Origin of the sequence: Congregibacter variabilis (assembly GCF_045689235.1) — a bacterium.
Taxonomy (GTDB): Bacteria; Pseudomonadota; Gammaproteobacteria; order Pseudomonadales; family Halieaceae; genus Congregibacter; species Congregibacter variabilis.
Genome location: NZ_CP136864.1, coordinates 2,610,344 through 2,628,209 on the forward strand (window position 1 = coordinate 2,610,344; position 17,866 = coordinate 2,628,209).

At 55.5% G+C, this 17,866-nt stretch carries 19 protein-coding genes; 13 read left to right on the top strand and 6 right to left on the bottom strand.

Annotated features, from left to right (window positions below; genetic code table 11):
- Positions 1-9 precede the first annotated feature (9 nt).
- Positions 10-915: an acetylglutamate kinase gene (gene argB, locus R0135_RS11520; RefSeq protein WP_407346999.1), complete on the top strand. Its 906-nt coding sequence runs from the start codon at positions 10-12 to the stop codon at positions 913-915.
- A 90-nt stretch (positions 916-1,005) separates the two neighbouring features.
- Entirely contained in the window at positions 1,006-1,647 is a 642-nt protein-coding gene (slmA, locus tag R0135_RS11525) for a nucleoid occlusion factor SlmA (protein WP_407347000.1), read from the top strand.
- A gap of 45 nt (positions 1,648-1,692) precedes the next feature.
- Here the strand turns inward: slmA and R0135_RS11530 are convergent, their stop codons facing one another.
- Together R0135_RS11530 and pyrE are read right to left on the bottom strand one after the other, a co-directional pair.
- Positions 1,693-2,361: a hypothetical protein gene (locus R0135_RS11530; protein WP_407347001.1), complete on the bottom strand. Its 669-nt coding sequence runs from the start codon at positions 2,359-2,361 to the stop codon at positions 1,693-1,695.
- Positions 2,362-2,397: 36 nt separating this feature from the next.
- Positions 2,398-3,054 carry an orotate phosphoribosyltransferase gene (gene pyrE, locus R0135_RS11535; RefSeq protein WP_407347002.1) on the bottom strand — a complete coding sequence of 219 codons (657 nt, stop codon included), beginning with the start codon at positions 3,052-3,054 and terminating at the stop codon, positions 2,398-2,400.
- Between the two features lie 96 nt (positions 3,055-3,150).
- On the opposite strand from pyrE, the gene R0135_RS11540 reads away from it, so the two are divergent.
- Positions 3,151-3,912 (top strand): exodeoxyribonuclease III, encoded by a 762-nt coding sequence (locus R0135_RS11540; protein ID WP_407347003.1) that lies wholly within the window; start codon positions 3,151-3,153, stop codon positions 3,910-3,912.
- Between the two features lie 14 nt (positions 3,913-3,926).
- On the opposite strand, the gene rph is transcribed toward R0135_RS11540, so the two are convergent.
- Positions 3,927-4,649: a ribonuclease PH gene (gene rph, locus R0135_RS11545; protein ID WP_407347004.1), complete on the bottom strand. Its 723-nt coding sequence runs from the start codon at positions 4,647-4,649 to the stop codon at positions 3,927-3,929.
- 108 nt (positions 4,650-4,757) lie between these two features.
- Here rph and R0135_RS11550 point away from each other — a divergent pair, with 108 nt between their 5' ends.
- From R0135_RS11550 to R0135_RS11570, 5 genes are all read left to right on the top strand, one after another.
- Positions 4,758-5,621 (top strand): YicC/YloC family endoribonuclease, encoded by an 864-nt coding sequence (locus R0135_RS11550; protein ID WP_407347005.1) that lies wholly within the window; start codon positions 4,758-4,760, stop codon positions 5,619-5,621.
- An 89-nt stretch (positions 5,622-5,710) separates the two neighbouring features.
- A complete protein-coding gene (gmk, locus tag R0135_RS11555; RefSeq protein WP_407347006.1) occupies positions 5,711-6,331 on the top strand; it encodes a guanylate kinase in 621 nt (206 codons plus the stop codon).
- Between the two features lie 184 nt (positions 6,332-6,515).
- On the top strand, positions 6,516-6,776 hold the full coding sequence (rpoZ, locus tag R0135_RS11560; RefSeq protein WP_407347007.1) for a DNA-directed RNA polymerase subunit omega: 261 nt from the start codon (positions 6,516-6,518) through the stop codon (positions 6,774-6,776).
- 109 nt (positions 6,777-6,885) lie between these two features.
- Positions 6,886-9,003, top strand: a complete 2,118-nt coding sequence (locus tag R0135_RS11565; RefSeq protein ID WP_407347008.1) for a RelA/SpoT family protein — start codon at positions 6,886-6,888, stop codon at positions 9,001-9,003.
- A 37-nt stretch (positions 9,004-9,040) separates the two neighbouring features.
- Positions 9,041-9,424: a RidA family protein gene (locus R0135_RS11570; protein ID WP_407347009.1), complete on the top strand. Its 384-nt coding sequence runs from the start codon at positions 9,041-9,043 to the stop codon at positions 9,422-9,424.
- On the opposite strand, the gene R0135_RS11575 is transcribed toward R0135_RS11570, so the two are convergent.
- Positions 9,392-10,279, bottom strand: coding sequence for an epimerase (locus tag R0135_RS11575; protein WP_407347010.1), 888 nt, complete (start codon positions 10,277-10,279; stop codon positions 9,392-9,394). The two genes, R0135_RS11570 and R0135_RS11575, sit on opposite strands and share 33 nt — an antisense overlap.
- A gap of 59 nt (positions 10,280-10,338) precedes the next feature.
- Here R0135_RS11575 and recG point away from each other — a divergent pair, with 59 nt between their 5' ends.
- Entirely contained in the window at positions 10,339-12,399 is a 2,061-nt protein-coding gene (recG, locus tag R0135_RS11580; RefSeq protein WP_407347011.1) for an ATP-dependent DNA helicase RecG, read from the top strand.
- A gap of 16 nt (positions 12,400-12,415) precedes the next feature.
- Here recG and R0135_RS11585 read toward each other — a convergent pair whose 3' ends face one another.
- Positions 12,416-13,795: an FAD-dependent oxidoreductase gene (locus tag R0135_RS11585; protein ID WP_407347012.1), complete on the bottom strand. Its 1,380-nt coding sequence runs from the start codon at positions 13,793-13,795 to the stop codon at positions 12,416-12,418.
- Positions 13,796-13,941: 146 nt separating this feature from the next.
- Here R0135_RS11585 and R0135_RS11590 point away from each other — a divergent pair, with 146 nt between their 5' ends.
- From R0135_RS11590 to R0135_RS11605, 4 genes are all read left to right on the top strand, one after another.
- On the top strand, positions 13,942-14,559 hold the full coding sequence (locus R0135_RS11590; RefSeq protein ID WP_407347013.1) for a chorismate--pyruvate lyase family protein: 618 nt from the start codon (positions 13,942-13,944) through the stop codon (positions 14,557-14,559).
- 21 nt (positions 14,560-14,580) lie between these two features.
- Positions 14,581-15,471 carry a 4-hydroxybenzoate octaprenyltransferase gene (gene ubiA, locus R0135_RS11595; RefSeq protein ID WP_407347014.1) on the top strand — a complete coding sequence of 297 codons (891 nt, stop codon included), beginning with the start codon at positions 14,581-14,583 and terminating at the stop codon, positions 15,469-15,471.
- A gap of 16 nt (positions 15,472-15,487) precedes the next feature.
- On the top strand, positions 15,488-16,639 hold the full coding sequence (locus tag R0135_RS11600) for a GNAT family N-acetyltransferase (protein WP_407347015.1): 1,152 nt from the start codon (positions 15,488-15,490) through the stop codon (positions 16,637-16,639).
- A 109-nt stretch (positions 16,640-16,748) separates the two neighbouring features.
- Positions 16,749-17,222, top strand: coding sequence for a c-type cytochrome (locus tag R0135_RS11605; RefSeq protein ID WP_407347016.1), 474 nt, complete (start codon positions 16,749-16,751; stop codon positions 17,220-17,222).
- 47 nt (positions 17,223-17,269) lie between these two features.
- Here R0135_RS11605 and R0135_RS11610 read toward each other — a convergent pair whose 3' ends face one another.
- Positions 17,270-17,863, bottom strand: a complete 594-nt coding sequence (locus R0135_RS11610) for a DUF938 domain-containing protein (RefSeq protein WP_407347017.1) — start codon at positions 17,861-17,863, stop codon at positions 17,270-17,272.
- Positions 17,864-17,866: the final 3 nt, after the last annotated feature.

Genomic DNA, 17,866 nt, shown 5'->3' on the forward strand with positions numbered 1-17,866 from the left:
GGACCCAACATGTCGCTCACACCGGACTCCGCCATGAACGCTGCGCGCGTTCTCACCGAAGCCCTACCCTACATTCAGCGCTTTACCGGCCGCACCATTGTGGTGAAGTTCGGCGGGAATGCCATGGTCGACCCGGCGCTGCACGAAAGCTTTGCCCGGGACATCGTGCTCATGAAGCTGGTGGGTATGAACCCGGTAGTCGTCCACGGCGGGGGACCCCAGATTGGTGACTTGCTTAAAAAACTCAGTATCGAAAGTGAGTTTATCGACGGTATGCGTGTGACTGACTCTCAAACCATGGACGTTGTTGAAATGGTTCTGGGAGGTAGCGTCAATAAAGAGATCGTTTCATCGATCAGCCGAAATGGCGGCAAAGCCATTGGGGTATCAGGAAAAGATGGCCGACTGATCCGCGCCCAGCGCATGCAAGTCACCCGACACACGCCCGGGTTAGACGCAGCGGAGATTATTGATATTGGGCAGGTTGGTGAAGTGCAGCAGATCGACCGGGAGATTCTCGATGTCATCCTCGACAGTGACTTCATCCCCGTGATCGCACCCATAGGCGCCGATGACGAGGGCAACACCTACAACATCAATGCAGATCTTGTCGCAGGCAAAATAGCCCAGGTCATGCAGGCAGAAAAGCTGATGCTCCTGACAAATGTCGAGGGTCTACTCGATGCCACCGGCGCCGTACTTACCGGACTATCCACGGCAAGGGTGGACGAGTTGATTGCCGATGGCACCGTTCACGGCGGGATGCTTCCCAAGATTGGCTGTGCACTGGAAGCGGTGAAGTCCGGGGTCGCCTCGGCACACATTGTTGACGGTCGCGTCCCCCACGCCGTGCTGTTGGAAATCTTCACAGACGAGGGCATGGGAACCAAAATTACCCCTCGCGGCGAAGATTAGGCATTTAGGGGCAACACTTTTGCGGTGGCGTATTGCCCCGATGCAGGGCAATCGCTAGGATGCTTGTTCTAGCCAATTTATGAGCCTCCTATGCCGAGAAATGTCCAGCGCCGTCAGCAGATACTAGAGGCCCTGGCGCAAATGCTGGAAGACAACCCCGGCGACCGAATAACCACGGCCCGTCTGGCTGCCAAGGTTGGAGTCTCTGAAGCAGCGCTGTATCGACACTTTCCCAGTAAAGCCAAGATGTTCGAGGAACTCATTGAGTTCATAGAAGACACGCTGTTTCAGCGCATAACACTGATAATGCAGGAAGAGGAGGGCGTTACGGCGCGCTGTAATCACATCCTATACCTGCTCATTACCTTTGCTGAGCGCAACCCGGGCATCAGCCGTGTACTCACCGGCGAAGCATTAACCGGAGAAACCGAACGCCTACGCCACAGGGTTAATCAAGTACTGGAGCGGGTCGAAACACAAATTCGCCAGGTTCTCAGAGAAGCGGAATTACGCGAAAGTTTGCGGCCAATGCTGGCCTTGCCCGAAGCGGCTAACCTGTTGCTTGCCTGCGCAGAAGGTCGGATTTCCCAATTCGTACGGAGTGAGTTCAAACGCAGCCCGAGCGCCGGCTGGGAGCAACAGTTCTCGTATTTAATGAAAGACTTTTTTAAGGAAGTACCTTCTACAACCCAGAGTGTGACTCCAAGGCAGCCAGAAGCGAGTTCGCAATAGGCGGGGGATTACACCTGCTGTGGAATCAGCATTGCTAAAACCGGTCTAATTCTCTGCCGCGGACATCGAGTTGCGCATTTCTACAACATCCAAAAGCGTAGCAAACCGCTCCATATCTTTCTGGTAATTAGCCTCTACTGTCGCAATCTCCAATTGACGGTCGCTCACAGCGCGCTCAGTGGCTGCAATCTCGGTCTGTAGATCATCAATTGCTGATAGATGCTCAACATTCACCGCGTTGCCCAGACGCTCCTGGTCTGCCGCAAGCGCCTGGTAATTTTCTACCTGCTGCTTGAGAGAACGCAACTTGCCTTTGAGAATACTCACGCGGATACGCAGGTCTCGAAGCTCCCGGTCCCGGGCAGCTTCGATATCTTCAATAGTGCTATAGCGCAGAAGCAAGGACTCGTCCCAACGGCGCAGTCGTTCACGTTCTTCGGTCGCTTCGCGCTCTCGTCTGGCTTCGCTGTCGAGACCCTCGCGCTCGCCATCGGCCAAGGTCCTGGGCACAACCGCTACCAAAGCACCGGTAGCACTGAGTATATCGTAGCCGTTGGCCACGAACTCCGGTGGTACCTGATAACCGACGACTTTATTACCTTCAGCGTTGATATAACGGTACATCTGCCGACTCTGGGCAGACGCCTGCAGTGCCATCAGGCCGATAAAAAATATCAGTCCGACAAGAAAAAATTTGCTACGAAAAACCATCATTTGCGTAATATAGGCTCGCCGGTGATGCACCACAAGTCACACACCATACTGCTCCCGATAAGCTCTCAGCGCTGATAGCGCCCCCTCGGGCACCTCGCCATGGCTTACAGTCTCGTCTTCCAGATAGGTAATGAGATCCTGCATAGCGATGATGTTGTATACCGGCACCTTCCAGCGCTCCTCTATTTCCTGAATGGCAGAGAGCTCTCCCTGTCCCCGCTCCTGACGATTAAGACCGATCACCACCCCGGCAAGTTCCGCGCCGGCGGCGCTGATCATGTCGATAACCTCGGCAACCGCCGTGCCGGCGGTAATCACGTCGTCAATCACCAGAACCCGTCCACGCAGGGGCGCACCCACTAAAACTCCACCTTCGCCGTGGCTTTTGGCTTCTTTTCGGTTGTAGGCAAAGGGAACATCAAGGCCATGATTATTCGCCAGGGCCACAGCAGTGGTGGTCGCCAAGGGAATACCCTTGTAAGCCGGCCCCAACAGAACATCAAACTTTACGCCGGAATCTACGATGCACTGCGCGTAATGGCGGCCCAGAGCGGCAAGCGCCGCTCCACTGTCAAAAGCGCCTGCATTGAAGAAATAAGGACTCTGGCGCCCTGATTTCAATGTGAAATCACCAAATCGCAAAACGTCGCAGCGTCTCGCCAGGTCAATAAAGTCGCGTTGATAGGCTTTCATGAGGGGTCCAGACAATGAATGGAAAGTTACGCTGTGAGTGTATTCTGTCATCTGCCGTTTCTGTATCATAGCGCCTCGAAACATTAGAGGTTCGCAATGAGAATCATCAGCTTCAGCGCAGATGGGTTGCGTGAAGCCGCCAAACGGGGTTTTTACGACTGGCTATCCCGTCAGGACGCCGATTTCATCTGCATTCAGGATATCCGCTGTTCTGAATACGACTTGCAAGATGATGTCTTCTTCCCCAGCGACTACAACGCCTACTTTTTTGACGACGTAAACGGTAAAGATAACGGGGTCGCTATCTATTGCCGCACGCTGCCCAAGGCCATTATGACTGGCCTGGGTTTTGCGGATTTTGATATGCAGGGTCGGTACATCCAGGCGGACTACGGCGAGCTTTCTATCGGCTGTCTTTTGGCACCGGTGGCCAGTGATTGCGCCACTGAAGAGCAAACGACCAAAAACGAGTTTTTCTCTTTGCTGGGCGCTCATCTTGAGAAGGTGCGCAACAAACGCCGCAAATTCGTGATCTGTGGAAACTGGCGTATCGCCCACACCGCAGCCGACATGCAAAACAGTGCCGAAAACAGCAATCGCTCAGGCTTTCTTCCAGAAGAACGTCAGTGGATAGACGAATTGCTCGACAATGGTTATCGAGATGCGTTCCGACAGGTGAGTACTGACAGCGATGCTTACACCTATTGGCCGCAAGAACGTGGCGAGGACGGTTGGCGAATTGACCTGCAAATCATCTCTGAAGAACTTCAATACAGCGTAGAACACGCTGCAATCTACACCGGCGATAGCTTCTCCCGCCATGCGCCGGTGATCATAGATTACGATATCGACCTGTAAAGCCAGACTAAGGCTCAGCCTGCTGCCAGGGCCTCGCGTTGACGCTCGATGAGTGTAGAAATACCGCCGCTGGCCAGATTCAGCATCTGATCAAGCTCCGTACGTGAGAAAGGCGCCGCCTCAGCGGTTCCCTGCACCTCAATAAACTCGCCATGTTCGGCCATGACAACGTTCAGGTCGGTATCCGCTTTAGAGTCTTCTATGTAATCGAGATCAAGTACCGCTTCTCCTCGATACACGCCCACCGAAACAGATGCGACGAAATGCCGCAGGGGGTCTGTACTGATTTTTTTGTCACGCTGAAGTCCATTGATGGCATCGACAAGCGCAACAAAAGCACCGGTAATCGATGCGGTGCGGGTGCCACCGTCTGCCTGAATCACATCGCAATCCAGGGTGATGGTGTGTTCACCCAGCTTTGACAAATCTACCGCAGCGCGAAGAGAACGACCGATCAGCCGCTGAATCTCCTGTGTACGACCACCCTGTTTCCCTCGGGCGGCCTCCCGGCCCATACGCGAGCCCGTAGAGCGGGGCAGCATTCCATATTCCGCGGTGATCCAACCCGAGTTCTTACCACGCAAGAAGCGCGGAACGCTGTCTTCAACGCTCGCAGTACAAATCACACGAGTATCACCGAAGCTCACTAAAACTGAGCCCTCGGCGTGGCAGGTAAATTGGCGCTGAATGGAAATGTCGCGCAGTTGGTCGGTAGCCCGCCCACTGGGTCTTGGCATCTGGGAAATTCCTTGTTTACATGAAAGCGCGCAGTATACGCTGCCAAGACATCGGCTGAGGCAAAGCCGACCGCCAATACGCTCCAATTAGTACTAAGGACCCGCTAAATGACGCTGCACAGTATGACCGCTTTCGCCCGGGAGACCGCCTCAGCGCCTACCACACTGGTAGTAGAGCTGCGCAGCGTCAATCATCGTTATCTGGACTGTCACTTCAAGCTCCCGGATAGTCTTCGGGCTCTGGAACCCAAGCTTCGCGATGGGCTTGCCAAGACCTTGAAACGCGGCAAGCTGGATTGCCATATCCGCGTGGTCGACGCTGCGAATAAAGACTCCCTGGAGGTCAACCCTGAGCGTCTGGCATCACTGCTCAAGGCACTTGACCAGATACGTGCGCAAACGGCCGATGCCAGCGCGCCGAACACTCTGGAGCTACTGCAATTTCCCGGCGTCTGTCAGGCACAGGAGTTGGAGGAGTCGACAGTACAACAAGCCGCCTTTCGGGTTTTTGAATCCGCGCTGCAGAACCTGCAGGAGAGCCGGGCGCGGGAAGGATTGCATCTGGAAGAATTTCTACGCCGCCGCTTGGCAGGGATTGGCAAAGAGGTAGAAGCACTTCGCCTGGCTCTCCCGGCACTGCGCAACCGACAGGAAGAACGACTGCGTAAGCGCCTGGATGAGCTTGAACAACCGCTGGACGAGGGTCGCATAGAGCAGGAACTGGTTATGCTCCTGCAAAAAGCTGATGTGGAAGAAGAACTTGATCGCCTGGAAGCACACATCGACGAGACCACGCGAATTTTGGACAAAGGTGGTCCCTGCGGGCGACGCCTTGATTTTTTGATGCAGGAACTCAATCGCGAAGCCAATACTCTGTCATCAAAAGCGACCACAAGCAGCACTACGCAAAGTGCCGTCGAATTAAAAGTACTCATCGAGCAGATGCGTGAGCAAGTTCAGAACATCGAGTAAATCGCAGCCAAATACAGTCGCAAAAAAGCTCGTGCTACCGTAATCTGCGTTTTGCCGCAGCCAGACCCAAACTGGGGACCGACATCGACATGCAACAACAATCCGGCACACTGTTTACTATTTCCGCTCCCTCCGGCGCTGGCAAAACCAGCCTGGTGCGGGCCTTGGTAGACGCCGAACCCTGCCTGCAGGTATCCGTATCACACACCACTCGGCCAATTCGGCCCGGTGAAACCGATGGCGTGAATTACAATTTTTGTGATCGCTCCGCGTTTGAGAGCATGCTCAATGAAGGCGCGTTTTTGGAATATGCGGAGGTTTTTGGGAATCTTTATGGAACTTCCCAGAAATTTGTAGAAGATCAGCTTGCATCAGACGCTGATGTCATGTTGGAAATTGACTGGCAAGGAGCACGCCAGGTAAAGCGCTTACTGCCCGCGACCTGCTCTATATTTGTATTGCCGCCCTCAGAAAAAGCCCTCCGCGATCGCCTAAGCCAGCGCGGTCAGGACGACATGGATACCATCGAGAGGCGCATGGCCGCCGCAGTGTCCGAGATGTCACATTACGTCGAGGCCGATTACCTGGTGATCAACGACGTGTTTGACGAAGCCCTGCTCGAGCTGCAGGCGATAGTTCGGTCCCAGCGCCTGCAGACCGAGAAACAGGCTCACCGCCACAGCGCACAGCTTAAAGCGCTGCTCGAATAAAGGTCTGCACTGCAGCGACAAAGCTGCCCGGGACACGCAAGATTACCGATTTTGAGCGCGCATATAGCAAAGGCTTTGGGCTATAATGGCCGGCTTTTCGGTGCTCACGTTCGTGCGTCCCGACTCAATACCAGTCCAGTGGGCTGATTTGAGAGCTTACTGAAACTTATTGTTGGGAAGAAATATGGCACGTGTAACTGTAGAGGACTGCCTCGAGTCCGTAGACAACCGTTTTGAGTTGGTCATGGTTGCGAGCAAGCGAGCTCGTCAACTGGCGACCGGCGGCAAAGAGCCTCTGGTACAGGAAGAGTCCGACAAGCCCACTGTGATCGCCTTGCGCGAAATCGCCGAAGGCCTGGTGACACCGGACATGCTCAATCGTGAAGACGAGCTGGACGCCGAGGAAGAACTCGCCGAAGTGATGGGTGCAAGCGAAAGCTTCTAAGCTCCTGAATGACTGCAGCGGCTACACGACCTGTAGCACGCTGCTTTCAGACTCGCCCAAGAGTCACCTCGAACTCTGGCGGCCCTCGCGGTAAGAGCCGCGACATATCATGCAGACCATTGATTCTCTCGATGCCGACCTGCGGTCCTATTTGGACGAACAGCAAAGCACGCTCGTACGACGCGCCTACTATTATGCAGAACAAGCTCATTTTGGTCAGCAACGACGCAGCGGTGAACCCTACGTAACGCACCCCCTGGCCGTCGCCGGCATTCTCGCCGAAATGCACATGGATCATCAGAGCCTGATGGCCGCCATGCTGCACGACGTCATTGAAGATACCGGCATAGACAAGGGTGCCATCGAGTCACAGTTTGGTGAATCGGTTGCCGAACTGGTTGACGGTGTAAGCAAGCTCACCCAGATTGAATTCGACACCCTCGAAGAAAAACAGGCCGAGAACTTCCAGAAGATGGCCCTGGCCATGGCCCGGGACATCCGCGTGATTCTGGTGAAACTCGCAGATCGACTGCACAACATGCGCACCCTTGGCGTGTTGCCCACCGCCAAAGCCCGACGCATAGCCAAAGAAACTCTGGATATATACGCACCTATTGCCATGCGCCTGGGGATGAATTCCGTACGTATGGAGTTTGAAGATCTGGGCTTCAGCGCGCTCTATCCCATGCGCGCACGCAGAATCGAAGCGGCTCGCCGTGCCGCTCGCGGCAACCGCATGGAGCTGGTGGACAAGATGCGCAGCCAGATCGAGAACGCTCTGGCGCAGGATGGCTACGAAGCCACCGTCATCGGACGAGAAAAACACCTTTACAGCATTTATAAAAAGATGCGCGCCAAAAAGAAGTCCTTTTCAGAAATTATGGACATCTATGCATTTAGAGTGGTCGTGGATTCTGTAGACAGCTGTTACCGCGTGCTTGGATGTATTCACTCGCTGTACAAACCCGTGCCCGGAGAGTTCAAGGATTACATTGCGATACCCAAGGCCAACGGCTATCAGTCACTGCACACCGTGACCATGGGTATGCATGGCGTGCCTATCGAAATTCAGATTCGCACCCGTGAGATGGAAGACATGGCCAACAACGGCATTGCGGCGCACTGGCTATATAAGACCGATTCGGACACCGTTAACGGATCTCACGCGCGGGCCCGACAGTGGGTACAGGGCCTTCTGGAGATGCAGCAGCGCGCAGGGAACAGCCTGGAGTTCATCGAGAACGTCAAGATTGATCTCTTCCCCGATGAGATTTACATCTTCACGCCCAAAGGCAGCATCATGGAATTGCCCCGGGGTGCGACAGCGGTGGACTTTGCCTACGCCGTGCACACCGAACTGGGTAACACCTGCGTTGCCTGTCGAATTAATAGACGCCTGGCACCCCTGTCTGAGCCCCTGCAAAGTGGCCAGACCGTAGAAGTGATCACAGCCACCGGCGCCCGCCCTAATCCATCATGGTTTAACTATGCGATTACCGCCAAGGCGCGCAGTAACATTCGCCATTACCTCAAACACCAGACCCAGGAAGACGCCGTCGCTCTGGGTCGCAGGCTATTGGACAAGTCCCTGGCTGGCTTTGAACTGAACATCACGGAATTATCCGAGGCACGCCTGAACAACTACCTGGAAAGTGCAGGACTTGGCACTCTGGATGAGCTACTGGCAGAACTGGCCCAGGGGAAACGTTTACCCGGTGTCGTGGCATCGCAACTTGCCGGAGAAACAAACACCGAGGGTCCTACACCTCAACCCGGCAGCGATACACCCCTGGCAATTCGCGGCACCGAAGGATTTATGGTCAGCTACGCCCGCTGCTGCAGGCCCTTACCGGGTGACTCTATAGCCGGCTATATCAGCTCCGAGCGCGGAGTTATCGTGCATCGCGCGAATTGTCGCAATCTTGCGGATATGCGCGAGAAGCCTGAACAATGGATTCCTCTACGTTGGGATGATCAGGTTGAAGGAGAGTTCCTCGCAGAGCTTCGGATCGAGACCGAAAATCGTCGAGGAGCCATTGCCACCATAGCGACACGTATTAACAGCATGAACGTGAATATCGACAAAATAAGCTCCACAGACAAAGACTATCAGTTCACCTATGTCGATCTGGATCTACACGTAGAGAGCAGGGTACACCTTGCCCGCATCATGCGACGTCTTCGAAGCATTGACAGCGTGCGGCGAGTCAGCCGCGTGCGCAACTAACAGCTGCGGCTGTACTTACAAACAACAGGAGCAAACCGTGAGTAATCGCGCCATTATCGCTACTCCCCAGGCCCCCGAAGCTCTGGGTCCTTATTCTCAGGCAGTCAAAGTAGGTAATACCGTCTGGCTGTCGGGGCAGATTCCCCTGGTCCCGGCGACTATGGAGGTCGTTGAGGGCGATGTTACCGCTCAGGCTACCCAGGCATTTAGCAATCTGGCAGCGGTGGCTGAAGCTGCGGGCGGTAGCCTGGACGATGCGGTGAAGATCAATATTTCTCTTACTGACATGCAGGACTTTGCTGCGGTAAATGCAGTAATGGAAACCTTCTGCAATGAACCTTACCCCGCCAGAGCCTGTGTTCAGGTGGCCGCTTTGCCCAAAGGTGTATCAGTGGAGATCGAGGCCATCCTCGCGCTCTGAGTGCGCCATCCAGCGATGGAGCACCGCCCCATAGCCGGTTCGATAGTCGGGATACTGCAGCGTATATCCACTGGCATGCAGCCGGGCATTGCCAATACGCTTGTGCGCCGGTGCCTGTGTAAGCGTTGCAGGACTCGGGGGTACGTACGGGATGCCAAGCTCAGTACACAGCCAGGCTTCCAGTTCCTGCAGCGGGGCCGGAGCGTCATCCACCAGGTTGATGATTCGATCGCTCAGCGTCAGCTCTCCCGCCAGCGCGGCGGCCATGAAACCCGCCACGTCATCGCGATGAATGCGATTGCCATAGCGCAGGGGCTGGGCCGGAGACAAGGTCCCCGCAGCCACTCGCTTGAGCAAGGGACCCGGACCGCTGCCATACAGCCCAGCGGCACGCAGCACGATGCCTGTGTCAATGGCTGCAAGAAACCGTTGTTCGGCAAGAAGAATTGCCTTGGCATGCGGGTCGTCATCGGCGGTAGCGCTACTCTCATCGACCCAGGCACCGGCAGTTTCACTGTATACGCGGGTGCTGGAGACAAAAAATGCGCGGCTCGGGCGGTGTTCCCCAAGTCCCGCAATAATGCCCTCCATAGCGCCCGCAAAGCCCTCTTGATATCCAGCGGCACTGCGATCAGCAGGACTCAGCGCAACGACCACTGCGTCCGGCTGCAATCGCTCGAGCACGCAAAGGCTGCGGGCATCACGAAGATCCACCGCAATACTCTCGACACCCGCCGGCACAGCGTTAGCGCTACGGCGCAGTCCAACACAGTGCCAGCTCGTCGGTGGCAGCAAGCCGGTCAAACGCTCACCGAGATCACCAAAGCCGACTATGGCTATCGTTTTACGCTGCACAATTCTGTCTCCCCCGGGGTTTTGACGTTATCGTTCTGCGGCCAGGTGCCGTCAGTGCTATGAATGAAATTGTTACACAAAGCCTGGAGTCCTTGCGCGGTGTAGGACCCAAGCTGGCAGAACGCCTTCGAAACTACGGCATCAGCAGTGTAGAAGACCTGCTGTTCCACCTTCCGCTGCGCTACCAGGACCGAACAAAACTGACGCCCATCGGGGCGCTGCAAGACGGCACTGAGGTGGTGATCGAGGGAGAAATCGCTCTGGTAAGTGTGAGCGGTGGCGGTCGAAGGCGTTCACTGCTGATAAAACTTCAGGACGGAACGGGTATCGCTACTTTGCGTTTTTTCCATTTCTCCATGGCGCAGAAAAACGCACTGCAAAAAGGCGATCGCCTGCGCTGCTTTGGCTCGGTACGGCGCGGAGCACAGCAAGCCGAGATGATCCATCCCGAGTACAGCCGCAGTTTTGGCAACAGCGAAAACGAAGACTCTTTGACGCCCATCTACCCTAGCACCGAGGGGATTAGCCAGGGACAGTGGCGTAAACTAACCGACCAGGCTTTGCTGATCCTGGCGAAGAATCCCCCTACGGAGCTATTGCCCAAACGCAAAAATGACTATGGCCTGAGCTCTGCTTTACGGTTTTTACATCGCCCTCCGCCGGGTGCTGATCTGCAGGCGCTTCGCGACGGCTCGCACCCGGCTCAGCTGCGTCTCGCTCTGGAAGAGCTCACGGCACATCAACTGTCTATGCGGGAGCTCCGCGCCAAAAGCCGGGAGCGCGCGGCCCCCATCCTCGAAGATAGGCAGGGGCTCACCAAACGGTTTATTGAAGCACTACCCTTTACCCCGACGGACGCGCAGCATCGCGTGATCAAAGAAATCACCACAGACCTGGCAACAGCCAAGCCAATGCTGCGTCTTGTGCAAGGCGATGTAGGTTCCGGCAAGACCATTGTTGCAGCTGCAGCAGCACTGCTTGCCATTGCCAGCGGTTATCAGGTTGCCGTTATGGCGCCCACAGAGCTGCTGGCAGAACAGCACCGTCGTAATTTTGCCAACTGGTTTTCTGATTTAAACATCACGCAAATGTGGCTCGCTGGCAGCGTGAAAGGACAAAAACGTGAGCAGGCACTGGCGGCCATCGCAAACGGTGAAGCCTCCCTTGTGATCGGTACCCACGCGCTGTTTCAGGAGGGAGTCCAATTTGCACGCCTAGGCTTAGTGATCGTAGACGAGCAGCATCGCTTTGGGGTCCATCAACGCCTGGCGCTGAGTGAAAAGACCACCGGGGAGTCGCGGGCACATCAGCTGATCATGACCGCAACGCCAATCCCCCGGACTCTATCAATGGTCGCCTATGCCGACCTGGACTGCTCAATCATTGATGAGCTGCCGCCGGGACGGCAGCCGGTCGGTACAGTGCTCATCGACAATCAACGTCGCGATGAGGTTATCGAGCGCGTGGCCCACGCCTGTCGCGATGGTCGCCAGGTGTACTGGGTGTGCACCTTGATAGAAGACAGCGATACGCTTCAGGCGCAGGCTGCCGAATCCAGCTACGCCGAGCTAGCCGATGCACTGGACGGCATCGCCGTCGCTCTGGTTCATGGCCGCATGAAGGCGAAAGAAAAAGATGCGGTGATGAGTGCCTTCAAAGCCGGAGAATATCAACTGCTGGTGGCAACAACGGTCATTGAAGTCGGTGTGGACGTGCCCAATGCGACGCTTATGATCATCGAAAACCCCGAACGACTGGGCCTGGCGCAGCTTCACCAGCTCCGGGGCCGGGTCGGTCGAGGCAGTGCGGCTAGTCACTGCGTGCTTCTGTACCAGTCGCCTCTTGGCCAACAAAGCCGAGCGCGCCTACAGGTCATGCGCGAAAGTAACGATGGCTTTTATATTGCCGAGGAAGACCTGCGCCAACGCGGTCCTGGCGAAGTGCTGGGTACCCGGCAAACCGGTCTTATGGAGTTTCGCGTCGCGCGGCTACCAGAACACGAGCATCTGCTGGATGAGGTTCAAAACATTGCCGAAGAGCTTCAGGTGTCACAGCCGCAGGCGGTGCAACCCCTTATCCGACGCTGGGCCGGAGACCGTCAGGCGTTTGCAAACGTTTAGTGCCGGCTTAAGCGCCTCAGGCCAAAATCGGTGGCAGCATCTTCTGCAACTTCATCTTTTCCTTGGTTGCATCGCCAGTGAGCGCAAAGCCCAATAGCTCGCCCGCCGCATTGCGATACTCTCCCCGGGTACTCATGCCATCCACGGTAAAAGTCCATTCACCGTCGGCATTCACCGCCGGTGGCGCAACAACCGTCGGACAGGCTGGCACTTTGATGGTCACAGGCATGGCGGGATAGCTCACCTGGGTGGGCTCACCGGCCAAAGTTTTGCCCAACGCTCGAGCCGCCGCCATCAACGGGGCCACATACACCAGAACGTGTCCATCTACTTCGGCACAATCACCCAGGGCATACACATCGGCCGCACTGGTTTTGAGGTGTCGGTCAGTCACGATCCCACGATTGACCGCTATACCCGAAGCCTTGGCAAGCTCGATGTTCGGCCGTACGCCCACAGCGGACACCACAATATCTGCGTCGAGCATACGACCATCGCTGAGCGAGACCTGTACATAGTCGGTGCTCCCCGCGGGAAAATTCACCTCGGTGACCAGGGGACCGAAGTGAAAGCGTGCGCCTTTTTCTTCGAGTCCGCGTTGCAAGGCGCGGGCACAGGGCTCGGGCAGCAATGTGGGCAAACAATGCTCAAGGGGGTCAATGACATCGATCTCAAAACCGCCATTGAGGAGGTCGTTGGTAAACTCGCAGCCGATAAGGCCGCCACCAATAATTGCGACGCGCTTGACCTCAAGCCTCTGCATCGCAGTACGAAAGTCGTCGTAATCCATTAGATCGTTGACAGAATACACGCGCTCCAGGGCATCGCCGCCCAGGGGAGGACGAATCACGCTGGCGCCAGTAGCGAAAACCAACGCGGCGTAATGCACTTCGGTTTCTCTGTCAGCAAGACGCAGCACCTTGCGCTGGGTATCCACGGCCTGCACACGAGTCATAGTCCAGACACTGGCGTTAAGATTAGCCCCCATGGTGCCCGCATCGCTCTGCGTAAGCGCCTCGGCATCGGTGTTCTTGGTGTAACCGGTAGAAAGCATAGGCTTGGAATAGGCCCGGCCATCGTCTTCGGTAATCAGTAATAGGGGAGTATCGCTGTCGTGCTTACGAAACTCCCGCGCAATACCGTAACCGGCAAGCCCAGTTCCTATAATCACCACGGGAGCGGGCTGCGCCTCGGCGCCGGGGGTTTCATGGTGCGGCGCATCGTCCTGTGCAGCCTCTTCGAGAAGCTCAAAATCTTCTTTTCCGACGCCACAGTCAGGACATAACCAGTCCTCGGGAACATCCTCCCAGCGCGTACCCGGCGCTATGCCATCATCGGGCCAGCCTTTAGCCTCGTCATAGATCAGTCCACAGACGATACATTCCCATTTGCGCATGGCTGAAGAGCTCCTTCTTTTTGCTGCGTTTTTTCCGGCGGGCGGCAAGATTAACACGTCATACAATTGCACTGAAAACCCATGCAATCGGCTTGCATGCGAGACAAACATCACGCATTCTCGGCCTCCCCACCGGCTAGATCCCGATGATTTTGCAAGCAAGCCGCAACGCAGGCGTCCCGCACTGGCGACGCGAAGAACAGCTGTCCACCGCGTTACTGGCACCGGTGCGTAGCTGGCTGCTCGACGACGGCTCACTGACCCAGCATTTACTCAACACTGGTAAGCAGTTTTCTTTGGAGCGCTGGCATCAGTGCTGGGAAGCCCCACGCCCGGACGAACGCAAACTGCTGCAAATGCCGCTAAAGGAACTCGCGATGGTGCGTCAGATCGTCATGCGCCTGGACAGCAACGCGGTGGTTTATGCCCGTTCGGTGTTTCCCATAAGCACACTCAATGGCCCACTGCGGAGACTGCGGCGTTTACACAACAAAAGCCTGGGTGCGTTTTTGTTCTCACGCCCCGATATGCGGCGCAGCCCATTTCAGATCGCGTTGTTAGCTGGCGATGCCCCCTATCTGCCAGAGTCACTCCATCAAGATACAGAGGCCTGGGCCCGCCGCTCCTGTTTTGAGGTAGCTGATAAGCCCATGCTTGTCAGTGAAGTGTTTCTCAAGGACTTTCCTAGTTGGCAATCGGCGACACCGCTTCACCGCTCCCGGCGAGGCCAAGTCAGCGCTACAATTGGCCGATTCCGATCCTGACAACGAGACAGCAATCCATTCATGAGCAACAGCACCGCATTGCCTTCTGATCCGCCCAGCAAGCTTTCGGCGCTTCTGCGCCTGATTCGCTGGGATCGCCCCATCGGAACACTGCTGTTGCTTTGGCCCACCCTGTGGGCGCTGTGGATCGCGGCGGAGGGTGTACCGGATATCAAACTTTTAGTGATTTTTGGTCTGGGCACGCTCCTTATGCGCTCCGCCGGCTGCATCATCAATGATTTGGCTGATCGAAATCTGGACGGGAGCGTAGAGCGCACCCAGAACCGACCCCTTGTCACGGGGGACGTCACAGTAATCGAAGCGCTGGCATTTTTTGCAGTGCTATGTCTCCTGGCCTTTGGCTTGGTGCTTATGACCAATTTTCTGACCATACTGCTATCGGTGCCTGCCTTAATCCTCGCGTCGTGCTACCCCCTGATGAAGCGCTACACCCATCTTCCACAGGTAGTTCTAGGTCTCGCGTTTTCCTGGTCCATTCCCATGGCATTTGCGGCCCAGCAAGGTAGTTTGCCTGCGCCGCTATGGCTGCTGTTCACGGGCAATGTGTTGTGGACCGTGGTCTATGACACAAAATACGCCATGGTAGATCGTAGATATGACCTCGAAATCGGCATAAAGAGCACCGCCATCCTGTTCGGGGAGTCCGATCGCAGTGTTATCGCCGTATTACAAGTACTGTGTCTTACAGCATTGGCCCTAGCGGGCAGAGAGTTCGGCCTGGCTTGGCCCTACTATCTGTCTTTGTTGATTGCGGCCGGGCTGTTTGCCTATCACCTTTACTTGATTCGCGAACGCGATGAGGCCGCATGTTTCCAAGCATTTCTCCACAACAACTGGGTCGGCTTAACCGTTTTTACGGGCATTGTTGCCAGCTACGCGATCCAGGCTTGAGCCAGCTAAACCTCTCATGAACCTCCAACTAGAGGTGCTTGGCTCTGTTGCCGATATCCCCGCCGCCGAGTGGGAAGCACTGCGCCGGGATGACTACCCTTTTTTACGTCATGACTTTTTGCTGGGGCTAGAGCAGGCGGGCTGCACGACCGCTGCAGCCGGGTGGGAGCCCGCGCACTTACGCCTTAAAGACCAGAGCCGCACCCTTGCAATACTCCCGGCTTGGCTAAAAACGCATTCTTATGGAGAGTATGTATTTGACTGGGCCTGGGCGGACGCCTGGCGGCGCATGGGTTTGGAGTACTACCCAAAGCTGCTTACGGCGATTCCCTTCACGCCGGCAACGGGACCTCGTCTGCTGCACGGCGAAGACGTTGACGCATCGTTTGTTTGGGCGACCTTTCGTGAGCAAATGCCAGAACTGGCTAAACGTTTGGGAGTCTCATCCTGGCACGTGCTGTTCCCACAAGCCCACGACGCGCGCTCCCTCGCTGCAGCAGGTATGCATACCCGACATCAAGTGCAGTTTCATTGGTACAACCGTGGCTATGAGAGCTTTGATGATTTTCTGGATACCTTCTCCAGTCGCAAACGCAAATCCCTTCGTCGAGAGCGTCGTCGCGTAAGCGAGCAGGGTTTAACGCTTACCATGCGCAACGGCACCGAGTTAAGCGAAGATGACTGGACGGTGTTTCATCGCTTTTACCAGATGACCTACGCAAAAAGAAGCGGTCATGGCGGATACCTCACCCGGGAGTTCTTTTTAGAGGTGGCAGCCAACATGGGAGAGCAGGTGCTCATGGCACTGGCCGAGATAGACGGCGTCCCCGTAGCCGGTGCACTGTACTTTTGCGATGGTGAAACTCTATACGGCCGCTACTGGGGCTGTAGCCGCGAGTATGACTGCCTTCACTTTGAGACCTGCTACTATCAGGGTATCGACTATTGTATTCGTCACGGACTCAAGCGTTTTGATCCCGGAGCCCAGGGCGAACACAAGATCCAGCGCGGATTTGAACCGACTACCACTTTGTCATGCCATTGGGTGGCGAGCCCTGAACTTGATGCCGCCGTGGGCAACTTTACGCAGCAGGAACAGGCGCACGTGGAGCAGTACCGTAAAGATGCGATGAGCCTGCTCCCCTTCAAGGAATCGCAAGACCACTAAGACGCTTCTGGCAACTAAAGACAGTTGTCTTGATCCGCATCAATACAGACTTGCAGAGCTTTCTGGATTATTTACAAAAAGCGGCTAAGTTTGTGATGAGGGGGAGCCTATGAACATAGCAATAAAAGCAATGCGCTTCAGGTGGCTGATCGCGGTTTTTGGAGGCGTTTTACTGAGTGCATGCTCTGGAGAAAAACCCCCGGTAAAAGGGTTCGTCCTCCCGGATGGCGACATAGAAAAGGGCGCAATGGTATTCGTAGAAATGGGCTGCGCGCAGTGTCACACGGTTGCTGACTCGGATATTCAACAGCCGCAGGATTCAAAAATTCAAGTTAAGCTCGGTGGAAATATACGCTATGTAAAGCATTATGGTGACTTGCTGACATCGATAGTGATTCCAGATCATCGTATATCGTCGAGGTATCAGCCCCCCACCGGTGAAAAAGATATTGAGGCGTCTCCAATGCCGAACTTCACCGGGGATATGAGTGTTGCCCAGTTAATTGACGTAGCTGAGTTCCTGCATTCGAAATACACAACGATTCCGACCTATGCCGGGAAGTATTACTACTACGCTCCCTAGTGAAACCGTAATGTCGCGCCTTTCAACAGCAGATCGAATGGGCGACCTTAACGCTTTTGCCACAGCACCAGGCGATTATTAGCAGGCATCGCAATATCTTCCTGCAAAGCATAGCCGGCGTTTGCAGCAAGAGAATCCACCCATTCAAAATCGCGAATACCGCTATCGGTGTCACGATCTTTTAACCAGATATCAAAGTTAGCATTGGATTCTGAGGTGTACTGCCCCCCATAGTTAAAGGGCCCATAGACGATCAGCTGCGAATTCGATGTTGCCTGAGCGGCACAAACGTTGAACAGGGCTTGCACCAACTCTTTGGACACGATGTGCAGCGTATTAGCGGTGTAAACCGCATCGGGCCAGGGTGAAGGCCAGGTGGTCTGACATATATCCAAGGTGATCGGTGATAGGAGATTGTCTAAGCCTGCCAACTCGCAGCGGGGGCGCAAGGTATCCAGTGACATGGGATGCTCGCTGGGCTGCCACTGTAAGTGCGGCATTGCAGCCGCGAAGGCACAAGCGTGTTGGCCGGTGCCGGCGCCAATTTCCAACACGGAGCCGGCATCAACCAAAAGCCGCTGCAGCTGATCCAGAATAGGTTCGCGATTGTTTTCTGCGGCCTGAGAAAAAGGCAGATCCACGAT